A 13996-nucleotide genomic window follows, 5' to 3' on the forward strand; every position below is an offset into this window, starting at 1 on the left:
AACTCCCCTGAGTCGGACCCGTCAAGGGCCCGTGCGGCAGAATCTGCGGGCGTTTCCCGGTTCGCGTCCGGATCTGGTCGGCATGTTCAAGTCATGAAATCAGGTCGCGCTCTTGACGGCTTGTCAGGTTGGTGGCTTCATGTTGAGCGCGCCGGATGTTCACCATCCCCTTCAAGGGGTGAACGCCACCCCGCCGGACACCGTGCGCGGGGCCGTGGTTTCCGATCCACCGAAGGGACAGGTGTGCGCAAGAATGGGAGCGCTCCCAGATCTCGCCGGAAGGCCCCGGTTCGCGTGCCGTCCCACCTCACCCACCTGTGACGGAGGATCAACTGTGTTCACCCCCATGCTCGGAAGGCTGCGAACAGCGGTGGTCGCCGGGGCCTTCCTGGCCTCGCTGCTGGTCCCGCTCGGCGCGGCGGGTTCGGCGCACGCCGACGCCGCGACCACCTGCGAACCGCAGGGCACCATCGCCGTCAACAGCGGCGAGTACACGCTGCAGGCCAACGAGTGGAACTCCAGCGCCCAGCAGTGCGTCACCTCGAACGGCGGCACCGCCTGGTCGGTGAGCACGGCCGACTTCGGCCTGCCCACCAACGGCGCGCCCGCCACCTACCCCTCGCTGTACAAGGGCTGCCACTGGGGCGCCTGCACCAGCGGCAGCGGACTGCCGATCCAGGTCAGCGACCTGGCCGACGCCACCTCCTCCTGGAGCACCGTCCAGCCCGCCTCCGGCGCGTACGACGTGGCCTACGACATCTGGATCAACTCGACGCCGACCACCTCGGGGCAGCCGGACGGCACCGAGATCATGGTCTGGCTGAACAGCCGGGGCGGTGTCCAGCCCTTCGGCTCGCAGACCGGCACCTCCACGGCGGCGGGCTACAACTGGAACGTCTGGACCGGCCAGCAGACCTCGTGGAAGATCATCTCCTACGTCCTCCAGGGCGGCGGCACCTCCTTCAGCAACCTGGACGTGAAGGCGCTCATCGACGACGCCGTGGCGCGCGGCTCGGTCAACCCGGCGAACTACCTCATCGACGCCGAGGCGGGCTTCGAGATCTGGCAGGGCGGCCAGGGGCTGGCCACCAACAGCTTCTCCTTCGACGCCACCGCCAACAGCGGCACCGGCGGCGGTACCGGCGGTGGCGGCACCGGCGGCGGCACCGGCACCGGGTGCACGGCGGCGCTCGCGGTGACGGACCAGTGGAGCACCGGCTTCACCGACACGGTCACCGTCACCAACACCGGCAGCAAGCCCAGCAACTCCTGGAACGTGCAGTGGACCTGGCCCGACGGGCAGCAGCTCAGCAGCGCCTGGAACGCCAGTGCGGCCCAGTCCGGCGGCACGGTCTCGGCGAGCAGCCTGTCCTACAACAACGTGATCGCACCCGGGGCCAGTACCACCTTCGGTCTCCAGGGCACCTGGAGCGGCAGTAACGGCACCCCGACGCTCAGCTGTAGCTCGACCTGACCCGCTGAGCGCTCCGCCGCACCGCGGCTGACCCTGTGACCGACCCGGCCTGTCCCCGGGTCGGTCACAGTGCTTTCCGGATGCCGCCGCCGGGATCCGCCGGAGGCCGGCGGCACAGTCCCGCCGAGATTCTTGACAGTGGGCATGCCCATGGCCCATGGTCCTCTACAACGTTGGAATCAACTGCGACGGGCACCGTGGACCGGTGGCCCGCCGCCCGCGGAGCGCGCTGCGCCACCGGCGTACCGGCGCCGGGCCGCGGGTCCGGTACCGGGGGCCGCACCACCACCAGGCGTCCGGCCCGGCGAACGGAGTTGAGGTGACCACATGCCAGACGACGGTACGTCCGCCCGCCGCGGCCCCGGTGTCGGTGCCGCGAGCCGTCCCGGGTCAGCCCGGACGGCGGCTGCTCTCGCGGACCACCACCCGGTAGCCGAGGGTGATCTGCCGACTGGGTCCGGAGAAGCGCTGCTCCATCCGCTCGACCAGGCAGCGCACCGCGAGCTCGGCGATGTGCCGCTTGTCCGGCGCGACCGTGGTCAGCGAGGGGATCGAGTACTCCGCCTCCTCCACGTCGTCGAAGCCGACGATGGCGATGTCCTGCGGCACCCGCAGCCCGGCCTCGTGCACGGCCCGCAGCGCGCCCAGCGCCAGCAGGTCGTTGAAGCAGAACACCGCGTCCGGACGGTTGGGCAGCTTCAGCAGCCGCCGCATCGCGGCGGCCCCGTCCGGGCGGAAGTAGGCGCGCACCGGAGGCATCAGCGCCTCGTCCACCTCCATGCCCGCGGATTCGAGGGCGTCCCGGTAGCCCGCCAGCCGCTGCTCGGCCGTGGCCCGGGGCGCCGGATCCTGCCAGCCGATGGCGGCTATCCGGCGGTAGCCCTCGTCGATCAGGTGCTGCGTCACGTCGCGGGCGCCGGAGACGTTGTCGATGTGCACCCGGTCGGCCACCGGCCCCAGGTCGGCCTCCCCGAGCAGGACCAGCGGGATGTCCCGGGGCCGGGACAGCAGGGTCATCCGGTCCAGGCCCAGCGGGCTGAGGATCACCCCGTCGATCGTCGGGTCGCCCAGGCCGGAGGCGATCCGCAGCTCGGCGGTCGGGTCGCCGCCGGTGTCGTCCATCAGCACGGTGATGCCCTTGCGCCGGGCCGCGGCGATGACCTCGACCGCGAGCTCCGCGAAGTAGGGCGACGGCAGCTCCGGGAAGGCCAGCGCGATCACCCCGCTGCGCCCGGTGCGCAGCCGCCTGGCCGTGACGTTCGGCTGGTACCCGAGCGCGTCGATCGCGTCCTGGACCCGCTGCCTGGTCGCCTCGGCGACCGGGACGGTCCCGTTGACGACGTTGGAGACGGTCTTCATCGACACCTGGGCGAGTTCGGCCACGTCCTTGAGCCGCGGTGCCGCCGGTCTGCTGGTCTCCTCGGTCACGTCTCCCGCCCTCCCCTTCCGCCGATGGTCCCGGACATCGAGACGACTGCGCGTCGGCAGCGGCTACAACGTGAGAGTACAAGAGCGCGACCGCGGGACAGGATGGGCCGGTGAAAGGCGCGCCGCCCGGCGCGGCCCCCGGCTCCGGCGACAGCGCGCGGGCGCGCGCCCCGCCTTGGCAGGTACCTGGAAAGCGACTGGTCCAGCACCTTCGGTTCGGACGAACAGCTCCCGACTACCCTTCGGAGCGCACATGCCAAGAGAGACATCCGCCGTCACGCACCGGGCCGGCGGGGCCGTCCGTCGCCTACGGCGGGCACTGCAGGCCGCGGTGACCACCGTCGGCCTGATCGCCGCCCTGCTGCTGGGGCTGCCGGGCACCTCCCAGGCCGCCACCCAGCTGCCCTGCGACATCTACGCCGCCGGGGGAACCCCCTGTGTGGCCGCACACAGCACGGTCCGCGCCCTCTTCGCCTCCTACGACGGCCCGCTCTACCAGGTCACCCGGGCCTCGGACGGCGCCACCACCGACATCGGCCCGCTCTCCACCGGCGGTTACGCCAACGCGGGCGAGCAGGACGCCTTCTGCGGTGGCACCACCTGCCGCATCACCAGGATCTACGACCAGACCTCGCACCACAACGACCTGACCCCGGGCCCGGCGGGCACCTCCGGCATGGGCGCCGACCGGGGGGCGGACGCGAGCGAGATCTCGGTCGTCGCCGGAGGCCACAAGGTCTACGGCGTGTGGATCTCGCCCGGGGTCGGCTACCGCTACACCGGCGTCGCCTCCGGCGTCGCGGTCAACGGCCAGGCCGAGGGCGCCTACATGGTCGCCAGCGGCACCCACGTCGGCTCCAACTGCTGCTTCGACTACGGCAACGCGGAGAGCAGCGCGGACGACGCGGGCAACGGCCACATGGACGCGGTGAGCCTCGCGACCACCTGCTACTTCCCGCCGTGCACCGGCTCCGGCCCGTGGGTCGAGGCCGACATGGAGAACGGCATGTTCCAGGGCGGGAACGGCTCCAACACCGCCAACGCCGGTAACAGCACCCCGTTCGTCACCGCCGTGCTGGAGAACAACGGGCAGAACACCTATGCCCTCGCGGGCGGCAACTCCCAGTCCGGCTCCCTGTCGACCTGGTGGGACGGTTCGCTGCCGACCCAGGGCGGCTACGAGCCGATGCACCAGGAGGGCGGCATCATCCTGGGCACCGGCGGTGACAACAGCAACTGGAACATGGGCACCTTCTTCGAGGGCGTGATGGTCTCCGGCTTCCCGAGCACGGCCACCGAGAACGCGGTGCAGGCCAACGTGGTCTCGGTCGGCTACTCGGGCGAGACCAACGTCCCCAACGGCCCGCAGGGCACCGTCACCGGGCCCGGCGGGCAGTGCGTGGACGTGGCCGGGGACGACACCGGGGTGGACGGCACCGCGGTGCAGCTGTGGAACTGCCAGTCCTACGCCGAGGACCAGCACTGGACCCACAACGCCAACGGATCGCTCACCACCCTCGGCCGGTGCCTGGACATCGACGGTGACGGCACGGCGACAGGCACGCAGGTGGAGTTGTGGGACTGCAACGGCGTGGGCGGCCAGAAGTGGGTGCAGCAGTCGAACGGCTCGCTGCTGAACCCGCAGTCGGGGCTGTGTCTGGACTCGCCGAGCGGCGCCACCGCCAACGGGACCCGGCTGCAGATCTGGACCTGCAACGGCACCGCCGCACAGCAGTTCTCGGTCAACGGGGGAGGACCGGTCAACGCCCCCGGCGGCCAGTGCCTGGACGTGGCCGGGGACGACGTCGGGGTGGACGGCACCGCGGTGCAGCTGTGGAACTGCCAGTCCTGGGCGGTCGACCAGCACTGGTACCACAACGCCAACGGTTCACTGGAGACCCTCGGCCGGTGCCTGGACATCGACGGTGACGGCACGGCGACGGGCTCCCTGGTGGAGCTGTGGGACTGCAACGGTGTGGGCGGCCAGCAGTGGGTGCAGCAGTCGAACGGCTCGCTGCTGAACCCGCAGTCGGGCCTGTGCCTGGACGCGCCGAGCGATGTCACCAGCAACGGCACCCAGTTGCAGATCTGGACCTGCAACGGCACCGCGGCACAGGATTTCGCGCTGACGTGACCGGGCGCGGCCACCCGCGCGGCATCGCCCCGCCGCCCGCCGAGCGGAGCGGCGCGACCGGCTGAGAGTACGACGACGCCCTGGCTCCCGGGTCCGCCCCGGTGGCCAGGGCGTCACGCGCGCTTCCGGCGCCGCGACCGGTGCCGACCGCCCCGCCGATCGCGGGGCGGACCCGTCCTGGCCCTTGACAGGTGTCCATGACACTGCCTCAATATCCCTGTTACATCGTTGGAATGCCCCTCCCCAGGGTCACGGGCGATCCCCACCGGGGACCGCCCGTGGATCCGCTCCGCTCACAGCACCCACCCGCCTCCACAAGGATGTGATCGGCGTATGAACGCCATTTCCCTGCGCAGGGCCCTGCCCGCGGCGGCTCTGGTCGCGGCTCTCTCCCTCGGCGCGAGTGCCTGTACCAATGCGGGCAACGCCACCACCACCGGAGCCACCGCCACCGGCGGCGCGACCAACAGCGCGGCCGCGCAGCAGACCGTCGCCGCCTCCGCCCCGGCCACCGCCGGGTGCACCTACCAGACCTACGCCGGGGGCGTGCCGAAGCTCGACATCACCGACGGCAGGACCGTCGTCGGGTTCTCCCAGTCGGAGTCCACCAGCAACCCCTTCCGCGCCACCGAGACCGCGAGCATCACCGCCCAGGCGAAGACGCTGGGCGTCAAGCTGATCCAGCGCAACGCCAACGCCGACGTCAACGCCCAGAACTCGCAGATCGAGGACATGATCGCGCAGGGCGCCAAGGTGCTGATCGTGGCGCCGGAGAACTCCGCGGGGCTCGGTCCGGCACTGGCGGAGGCCAAGGCCAAGCGGATCCCGGTGCTCACCATCGACCGCACCGCCAACGGCACCGCCTGCTCCGACTTCATCGCCTTCATCGGCTCGAACTTCTACGGCCAGGCCCAGATAGCCGCCGACGACCTGGGCGCCGCCACCGGCGGCAAGGGCCAGGTGGCGGTGCTGTCGGGGACCCCGGGCAACAACGTCTCCACCGACCGGACCAACGGCTTCAACGCCGAGATCGCCGCCAAGTTCCCGGGGCTGAAGGTGGTCGCCTCACAGACCGCCAACTTCGACGAGACCGACGGTCAGACGGTCATGGAGCAGCTGCTCCAGGCCCACCCGGACATCACCGCCGTCTACGCCGAGAACGACGAGATGGCACTGGGTGCGATCCAGGCCATCAAGTCGGCTGGGAAGACCCCCGGCAAGGACGTCAAGATCGTGTCCATCGACGGCACCCAGCAGTGCGTCCAGGACGTCGCTGACGGCCAGTTGGTGGCGGACGTGGAGACCAACCCGCGATTCGGGCCACTGGCCTTCCAGTCCCTGATCGGCTTCTACTCCGGCACCGGGGTCCAGCCGAACGTGATCATCAAGGACAACCACTTCACCCCCGCCAACGCGGCGCAGGCGCTGTCCGGCGGCCTCGTCTACTGAGTACCCGGGCGTCCGGAGCGCGCCCGCCGCGCTCCGGCCCCACCCGACGACCGCCGCACCGAGGAGGCCCGACATGTCACCCCAGCCCGACGTACCGCAGCCGGGACCGGTCCTGGACGTCACCGGAGTCACGAGGAGTTTCGCCGGAGTGCACGCCCTGCGCGGCGTGGACTTCCAACTGCTGCCGGGCGAGGTCCACGCCCTGGTCGGCGAGAACGGCGCCGGCAAGTCGACCCTGATCAAGACGATCACCGGGGTCCTGCGCCCGGACGCCGGGACGATGCGCCTGGCGGGCGAGGAGTTCACCTTCCGCACCCCGCTGGAGGCCCAGGCCGCGGGCATCTCGACGATCTACCAGGAGGTGAACCTGATCCCGCTGATGTCGGTGGCGCGCAACCTCTTCCTCGGCCGGGAGCCGCGCCGCCTCGGCCTGGTGGACACGCGCCGGATGAACCGCGAGGCGACGGCGGTGCTGCGCCGCTACGGCGTGGACACCGACGTCGGCCGCCCGCTGCACACCCTGGGGCTGGGCGCGCAGCAGATGGTCGCGCTGGCCCGGGCCGTCAGCGTGGACGCCCGCGTGGTGATCATGGACGAACCGACCTCCTCGCTGGAACCGCGCGAGGTGGAGACCCTGTTCACGGTCATCGGCGAACTGCGGGCCCAGGGCATCGCCGTGGTCTACGTCAGCCACCGACTGGACGAGCTCTACCGGATCTGCGACCGGGTCACCGTGCTGCGTGACGGCCGGGCGGTGCACCGTGGGGAGTTGGCCGGCCTCGACCGGCTGCGGCTGATCTCGCTGATGCTGGGCCGGGAGCTGGCCAAGGTGCGCAGCGACGGCGCGACCGACTTCGGCGCGGCCCCGCACACCCGCACCGGCGAGGTCCCGGTGCTCAGCGCCCGCAATATGACGGTCCGTCATCATCTTTACGGAGTCGACCTCGACGTGCACGCCGGTGAGGTGCTCGGCCTCGGCGGACTGCTCGGCTCCGGCCGCAGCGAGACGGCGAAGGCCGTGGTCGGAGCGCTGCCCGACGAGGCCGGAACGGTCCGGGTGGACGGCGCCGAGCTGAAGCGCCGCAGCCCGGCCGCCGCGATGCGCGCGGGGGTGGTGATGCTGTCCGAGGACCGCAAGAGCGAGGGCATCATCCCCAGCCTGTCGGTGCGCGAGAACATCGTGCTGGCCGCGCTGCCCCGGCTCTCCCGTGGCGGCGTGGTCTCGGCCGCCAGGCAGGACGCGGTGGTCAGCCTGTTCATGGACCGGCTGCGGATCAAGGCGTCCAGCCCGGAGCAGCGGGTCAGCGACCTGTCCGGCGGCAACCAGCAGAAGGTGCTGCTGGCCCGGTGGCTGTGCATGAACCCGAAGGTGCTGCTGCTGGACGAGCCCACCCGCGGCATCGACGTCGGCGCCAAGGCCGAAGTGCAGTCACTCATCGACGAGTTGGCCCGCGAAGGGCTGGCCGTGGTGCTGATCTCCTCGGAACTGGAGGAACTGGTCGAGGGATCGGACCGGATCCAGGTGCTGAAGGACGGCCGGGTCGTCGGCCGACTCACCGGCGCGGAGGTCACCGAGGAGGGCGTGCTGGCGGCCCTGGCCGGCGGCGAGCCGGACGGCGGTACCGGCGGCACCACGGCAACCGTGAACGCAGCAGCGGGGAAAGGCCGTTCGGGCCGCCCCAGCGAGGGGAGCGAGCGTTGAGCACCACCACCGCCGAGACGGCCGCCAAGAGCGGCCTGCCGGAACGTGACCGACTGCTGCGCCTGCTGCAGGAGTACGGCATCTACGCGGCCCTGCTGCTGCTGATCCTGGTCGCGACCGGAATGGACGGCAGTTTCCTGTCCGCGGGCAACGCCCGGGTGCAGCTGTTCCAGGTGTCCCCGGCGCTGCTGGTGGCGCTGGGCATGGCCCTGGTCATCGGCACCGAGGGGATCGACCTGTCGGTCGGCGCGGTGATCGCGCTGTCCGCCGCCGTGGTACCGCTCTACCTCGGCTGGGGGCTGGGCCTCGCGCTGCCGATCGCGCTGCTGCTGGGCGCGGTCAGCGGCCTGGTGGCGGGCGCGATGGTGGCCTTCGCCCGGGTACAGCCCATCGTCGCCACCCTGTCGCTGATGATCGGGGTACGCGGCCTGGCCGAGCTGATCAACGGCGACTCCGCCAAACCGGTCACCGACGCCGCGCTGCTGGACCTGGGCGGCAACGCCTTCCTCGGGGTGCCGCTGATGGCCTGGCTCACCGCGCTGGCGGCCGTGGCCGTCGGCCTGGTGGTGCGCCGGACCACCTTCGGCCGCCAGCTGGTCGCGGTCGGCGACAACCCCCGGGCCAGCCGCCTGGCCGGGCTGCCGGTACGCCGGGTGCAGGTCACCGTCTACGTCATCTCCGGGGTGCTGGCCGCGCTGGCCGGGGTGCTGATCGTCGGGCACGGGGCCGAGGCCGACCCCGCCAACCAGGGGCTGGACATGGAGCTGACCGCCATCACGGCCGTGGTGGTCGGCGGCACGCCGCTCAGCGGCGGCCGGATCCGGGTCCTCGGCACCGTCGCCGGAGCCCTGTTCATGCAACTGCTCACCGCCGTGCTCACCCAGCACAACGTCCCCGTCTCCTACACCCAGATCACCGAGGCGGCCATCATCTGCTTCGCCGTCTACGCCTCCCGGGAGCGTGGTACCCGATGAGCTCCACCGCGGCGCGGCCCAGGGCCGCCGTCCCCGTCACCGCCAACCGCCTGGAGGCCGTCGCGGGCCTGATCCAGCGGCAGGGCGCGCCGACGGTGCTGGTCCTGGTCTGCGTGGTCGCGTCGGCGACCTCCAGCACCTTCCCCACCTGGTCCAACATCAGCAGCATCCTGGCCAACAACTGCTTCGTGTGGCTGCTCGCGCTGGGCATGACCTTCGTGATCACCACCGGCGGGATCGACCTGTCGGTGGGCTCGCTCTACGCCCTCGGCGGCGTGCTCGCCGCCAGGGGCGCGCAGACCGGGACCTGGCTCGCGCTGCTGCTGCCGATCGCGGTCTGCGCCGCCTGGGGAACCCTCCAGGGGCTGCTGGTGGCCAGAGCCGGGATGGCGCCCTTCATCGTCACCCTGGCCGGGCTGCTGGGCGCCCGCGGCCTGCTCCAGGCGCTCACCGACGAGGGCTCCACCACCTACCTCGTCCCCGCGCACTCGGACTTCCTCCGGCTGGCGTCCGGGATCTGGACGCCGGTGCTGATCGTGGCGGTCCTGTTCGCGCTCGGGGCGCTGCTGCTCACCCGCACCCGCTTCGGCGCGACCGTCACCGCGATCGGCGGCAACGAGAACGCCGCCGGGCTGATGGGGCTGCCGGTGCGCCGGACCAAGGTCCAGGTGTACCTGCTCTCCGGCACCCTGGCCGGGATCGCCGGGGCCATGGGCGGCTCCCGGCTCGGCTCGGGGGTCACCACCATCGGCGTCGGCTACGAGCTCACCGCCATCGCCGCGGTGGTGATCGGCGGCACCCTGCTGACCGGGGGATCGGGCTCGGTCGGCGGCACGGTCTGCGGCGTGCTGCTGCTGGCAGTGATCAACAACCTGATCGACCAGTACGCCTCGCAGTACGGATCGGCGTTCACTGACACCGTCAACGGGGCCTTCCTGGCCGTGGTGGTGCTGCTGCAGACGCTGCTCAGCCGAGCCCGGCGGCTGGGCTGAGCGCGCACCGCGGCCGCCGGGCCCGGTCGGGGGCCGGTCCCGGCCCGCGACCGGGCCCCGGCTCACGGACGGCCGCGGCTGCTCTCGCGGACCACCAGCCGGTACCCCGGAGTGATCGTCCGACCGGGCCCGCCGGAGCCGTCGGCGATCCGGTCCAGCAGCGCCCCGACCGCCGCCTCGGCGATCTTCCGTTTGTCCGGCGCGATGGTGGTCAGCGAGGGGATGGCGTACTCCGCCTCCTCCACGTCGTCGAAGCCGACCAACGCGATGTCCTGCGGCACCCGCAGGCCCGCCTCGTGCGCCGTCCGCATCGCGCCCAGCGCCAGCAGGTCGTTGAAGCAGAACACCGCGTCGGGACGCTCCGGCAGCTTCAGCAGCCTGCGCATCGCCGCCGCGCCGTCCGGGCGGAAGTAGGAGCGGACCGGGGGGAAGAGCGCCTGCTCGACCGGCAGCCCGGCCTCCCGCAACGCCTGGGTGTAGCCCAGCAGCCGCTGCTGGGCGGTGGCCCGGGGGCTGGGGTCCTGCCAGCCGATCGCCGCGATCCGGCGGTAGCCCTGCTCGACCAGGTGGGCGGTGGCCGCCCGGGCGGCGGCCACGCTGTCGATGTGCACCCGGTCCGCGACCGGCCCGAAGTCCACCTCCCCGAGCAGGACCAGCGGGATCGGCCGCTCGCGGGCGACGAACTCGGCCTGGTCCAGGCCGAGCGGGCTGAGGATCACCCCGTCGATCATCGGGTCGCCCAGGCCCGAGGCGATCCGCAGCTCGGCGGCCGGGTCGCCCGCGGTGTCGTCCATCAACACCGTGCAGCCGTGCCGCCGGGCCGCCGCGATCACCTCGACGGCCAGTTCGGCGAAGTACGGCGAGGGCAGTTCGGGAAAGGCCAGCGCCAGCATCCCGCTGCGGCCGGTGCGCAGCCGACGGGCCATCACATTGGGGTGGTAGCGGAGCAGGTCGATGGCCTGCTGCACCCTGGCCCGGGTCTCGTCGGCCACGTGGACCGACCCGTTGACCACGTTCGACACGGTCTTCACCGAGACCCCCGCGGCCTCGGCCACGTCCTTCAGTGTGGGTGCGGTCGCACCGTCCGTTCGCCCGTCCATTGAACCGACCTCTCGTTCCTGCGGTGCGTGCGGCGAGGCGCCGAGGCAGTCGCGGCATCAGCAGTTCGATTACAACGTTAGAATACCTGTCGTCGTCGTGTCCGCGGCAAGTGCTGCGAGACAGGATCAGGAGTCCGAACGTGCTTTTCTCCGACCGATCCGCCCACCGGCCGCCGCCCGCGCCGCTGCGCGACGTCTTCGGGACCCTGCCGGACGGCGCGCCCGTCCACCGCTGGACGCTCGACGACGGAGCGGGCATCACCGCCGCCGTGCTGACCCACGGCGCGACACTGCAGGCCCTACGGGTCCCCGACCGGGACGGTCGGCCACTGAACGTGGTGCTGGGGCACCCCACGCTGCCCGGCTACCTGCGCCGCGGGGCGTTCTTCGGTGCCACCGTGGGCCGCTACGCCAACCGGATCGCCGACGGCCGGTTCCGGCTCGACGGGCGGCTCCGCACCGTCCCGCTGAGCGACCGCCCCCGCCGCAACGCCCTGCACGGCGGCACCCACGGCTTCGACACCCGGATGTGGCAGGCCGAACCCGTGCCCGTGCCCGCACCCGGTCCCGGCGCGGCGCGGGGCGCGAGCGGCGTGGAGCTGACCCTGGTCAGCCCCGACGGGGACCAGGGCTTCCCGGGAGCCCTGCGCGTCAGCGTCCGCTACCTGCTCACCCCGGGACGGCTCAGCATCGAGTACCGGGCCACCGCCGACGCCCCCACCGTGGTGAACCTGACCAACCACTCCTACTTCAACCTGGCCGGGGAGGGCGCGGCCACCGTCCTGGACCACGAACTCACCCTCGCGGCGACGCACTACCTGCCGGTGGACCGGCAGTTGCAGCCGCTGGGAGGACCCGAGCCGGTTCACGGCACACCCTTCGACTTCACCGAACCGCACCTGCTCGGCGCCCGCATCCGCGCCGCCGACCCGCAGTTGCGCGTGGCCGGCGGCTACGACCACTGCTGGTGCCTGGACGGCGGGGTCACCGCCGGGCCGCGCCCGGTCGCGAAGCTCCGCCACCCGGCCTCCGGACGCCAACTGACGCTGTCCACCACCGAACCGGGCCTCCAGCTCTACACCGGCAACTCCCTCGACGGCTCGCTGACCGGGCCCGCCGGTCGCCCCTACGGTCCGCACGCGGGCATCGCGCTGGAGACCCAGCACTACCCCGACTCACCCAACCGGCCGCACTTCCCCAGCACCGAGCTGCGCCCGGGCCAGGAGTACCGGTCCACCACCGTCCTCCACTTCGCCGCGCCCGGCCCGGCGGAGGGGTAGTCCCGCCCGCCGGTCGTCAGGCCTGCGCGAGCAGCTCCGCCTCCTGCGACGCGGACAACTCGTGCGGGAGCGGCGGTTCGCCGCGCTCGCGGTCCCAGGCCAGTACGTCAGCGACGGTCACCGCCAAGGGGGTTGCGGGCAGACCCGCGGCGCGGGCGCGCGCCGGGCTGCGCTGCTGGGTCGGCCACAGCGACTCGGGGCGGGTCAGCGGAAAGAACGGCGAAACCGCCTCGGCCGGTACCGGAACGACCTCCACCTGGCTGCCCGCCACCCGCGCGCAGGTGCTGATCAACCCGGCCATGGTGGTCGGCTCGGCGGGACCGACCGCATGGAACGCACCGGCCCGGTCGTCCAGCAGCAGTTGCCCGACGAGGCGGGCCGCGTCGCGCGAGTCCACCACCTGAACGGGCTGTTCGGGACTGCCGGGCAGGGCCACCCGGCCGCCCCGCGCCGCCCGGCGAACCCAGTAGGTGAGGCCACTCTGCACATCGTGCGGTCCGGCGACCTTCCCCAGCCGCACGATCGTCGCCCGCGAGCCGTACCGGGCCACCACGTCGTCCTCGCAGGCCACCTTGCACGGCCCGTAGGTGTCCTCGTCGAGTTCCTCGGTGTCGCGCACCGGAGGCCGACGGGGTGTGTCCTCGTCCGACCCCGGCCCCACGCCCATCCGCAGGTAGACCGCGTGGCTGGAGATGAACAGGTAGCGGCCGACCCGGTCGCCGAGCGCCGCCATCGCCTGCCCGACATGACGCGGGACGTACCCGCTGACGTCCACGACCGCGTCCCAGCCGCGGCCGTGGAGCGCCGCGTAGTCCCCGGTGTCCCGGTCCCCGATCAGCCGGGGCACCCCGGGGAACAGCTCGGTACCGGTCCGGCCCCGGCTGAACAGGGTCACCTCGGCACCGCGACGCAGCGCGTCGTCCACGACCGCCCGGCCCACGAACGAGGTACCACCGAGGATGAGGATCCGCATGACGTCCGACAGTACCGGCGCCTTTCCGGGCCGACAACCGGCGGCCGTACCGGACGCGCTGCGCCGCCGGGGCCGAGCGGGCCGGGGGAGCGGTCGGCCGCTCCGGCCCGGCCCGCGGTGGCGGGCTACGACGCGGTCAGCCGCGCGGTGAACTGGGTGACCGGGCGCTCCAGTCGCACGCCGTCGGTCTCGAACAGCAGTACCGGGGCGACGGTGTCGGCCACGACGCTGCCGCCGATCTCGACCTGGATCCGGCCGCGGGAGGAGCTGCGGGAGGAGCTGCGGGTCGGCATCGGCGACTGGTCGGGCAGCCGCAGCCGGTCGGTGGACCTGCATGTGCACCGCATCCGGCGCAAGCTCGGGCCCCGGGCGGCGGCCCTGCTGACCACCGAGCGCGGCGTCGGCTTCCACATGCGCGCGGCGCCGGTACGCGACGGCGCCTGACCGCGGCACCCGACCGGGCGACTCCTCGGGAGGCGTCGCCCGGTCC

At 72.4% G+C, this 13996-nt stretch carries 11 protein-coding genes; 8 read left to right on the forward strand and 3 right to left on the reverse strand.

Features of this window, described 5'->3' with window-relative positions:
• The first annotated feature begins 334 nt into the window (after positions 1–334).
• Positions 335–1474, forward strand: coding sequence for a cellulose binding domain-containing protein (locus GXP74_RS18870; RefSeq protein ID WP_225448035.1), 1140 nt, complete (start codon positions 335–337; stop codon positions 1472–1474).
• 390 nt (positions 1475–1864) lie between these two features.
• On the opposite strand, the gene GXP74_RS18875 is transcribed toward GXP74_RS18870, so the two are convergent.
• Complete coding sequence (locus tag GXP74_RS18875) at positions 1865–2902, reverse strand: LacI family DNA-binding transcriptional regulator (protein WP_225448036.1); 1038 nt, start codon at positions 2900–2902, stop codon at positions 1865–1867.
• Positions 2903–3155: 253 nt separating this feature from the next.
• Here GXP74_RS18875 and GXP74_RS18880 point away from each other — a divergent pair, with 253 nt between their 5' ends.
• From GXP74_RS18880 to GXP74_RS18900, 5 genes are all read left to right on the forward strand, one after another.
• A complete protein-coding gene (locus tag GXP74_RS18880; RefSeq protein WP_182452621.1) occupies positions 3156–5036 on the forward strand; it encodes an arabinofuranosidase catalytic domain-containing protein in 1881 nt (626 codons plus the stop codon).
• Positions 5037–5369: 333 nt separating this feature from the next.
• Positions 5370–6485 carry an ABC transporter substrate-binding protein gene (locus GXP74_RS18885; RefSeq protein WP_182452622.1) on the forward strand — a complete coding sequence of 372 codons (1116 nt, stop codon included), beginning with the start codon at positions 5370–5372 and terminating at the stop codon, positions 6483–6485.
• 73 nt (positions 6486–6558) lie between these two features.
• The gene (locus tag GXP74_RS18890; RefSeq protein WP_182452623.1) at positions 6559–8187 is read left to right on the forward strand and encodes a sugar ABC transporter ATP-binding protein; all 1629 of its coding nucleotides are present in this window, start codon (positions 6559–6561) and stop codon (positions 8185–8187) included.
• Positions 8184–9161, forward strand: coding sequence for an ABC transporter permease (locus GXP74_RS18895; RefSeq protein ID WP_225448037.1), 978 nt, complete (start codon positions 8184–8186; stop codon positions 9159–9161). Before GXP74_RS18890 ends, GXP74_RS18895 begins: the two co-directional genes overlap by 4 nt.
• Complete coding sequence (locus GXP74_RS18900) at positions 9158–10153, forward strand: ABC transporter permease (RefSeq protein WP_182452624.1); 996 nt, start codon at positions 9158–9160, stop codon at positions 10151–10153. The genes GXP74_RS18895 and GXP74_RS18900 overlap by 4 nt, the downstream gene beginning before the upstream one ends.
• A 62-nt stretch (positions 10154–10215) precedes the next feature.
• Here the strand turns inward: GXP74_RS18900 and GXP74_RS18905 are convergent, their stop codons facing one another.
• Positions 10216–11253: a LacI family DNA-binding transcriptional regulator gene (locus GXP74_RS18905; RefSeq protein WP_182452625.1), complete on the reverse strand. Its 1038-nt coding sequence runs from the start codon at positions 11251–11253 to the stop codon at positions 10216–10218.
• A 140-nt stretch (positions 11254–11393) separates the two neighbouring features.
• Between GXP74_RS18905 and GXP74_RS18910 the strand changes: the two genes are divergently transcribed.
• Complete coding sequence (locus GXP74_RS18910) at positions 11394–12533, forward strand: aldose epimerase family protein (RefSeq protein WP_370468435.1); 1140 nt, start codon at positions 11394–11396, stop codon at positions 12531–12533.
• A 16-nt stretch (positions 12534–12549) separates the two neighbouring features.
• Here the strand turns inward: GXP74_RS18910 and GXP74_RS18915 are convergent, their stop codons facing one another.
• On the reverse strand, positions 12550–13506 hold the full coding sequence (locus GXP74_RS18915) for an NAD-dependent epimerase/dehydratase family protein (RefSeq protein ID WP_182452626.1): 957 nt from the start codon (positions 13504–13506) through the stop codon (positions 12550–12552).
• A gap of 213 nt (positions 13507–13719) precedes the next feature.
• On the opposite strand from GXP74_RS18915, the gene GXP74_RS18920 reads away from it, so the two are divergent.
• On the forward strand, positions 13720–13950 hold the full coding sequence (locus tag GXP74_RS18920) for a helix-turn-helix domain-containing protein (protein ID WP_182452627.1): 231 nt from the start codon (positions 13720–13722) through the stop codon (positions 13948–13950).
• The last annotated feature ends 46 nt before the right edge of the window (positions 13951–13996 follow it).

The organism is Streptacidiphilus sp. P02-A3a (genome assembly GCF_014084105.1).
Classification (GTDB): domain Bacteria; phylum Actinomycetota; class Actinomycetes; order Streptomycetales; family Streptomycetaceae; genus Streptacidiphilus.

Excerpts from the sequence above, each read along its gene's own strand:
- GXP74_RS18885 (WP_182452622.1), top strand. The coding sequence starts at position 5,370 with ATGAACGCCATTTCCCTGCGCAGGGCCCTGCCCGCGGCGGCTCTGGTC.
- GXP74_RS18890 (WP_182452623.1), top strand. The coding sequence starts at position 6,559 with ATGTCACCCCAGCCCGACGTACCGCAGCCGGGACCGGTCCTGGACGTC.
- GXP74_RS18915 (WP_182452626.1), bottom strand. The coding sequence starts at position 13,506 with ATGCGGATCCTCATCCTCGGTGGTACCTCGTTCGTGGGCCGGGCGGTC.
- GXP74_RS18900 (WP_182452624.1), top strand. The coding sequence starts at position 9,158 with ATGAGCTCCACCGCGGCGCGGCCCAGGGCCGCCGTCCCCGTCACCGCC.
- GXP74_RS18880 (WP_182452621.1), top strand. The coding sequence starts at position 3,156 with ATGCCAAGAGAGACATCCGCCGTCACGCACCGGGCCGGCGGGGCCGTC.
- GXP74_RS18905 (WP_182452625.1), bottom strand. The coding sequence starts at position 11,253 with ATGGACGGGCGAACGGACGGTGCGACCGCACCCACACTGAAGGACGTG.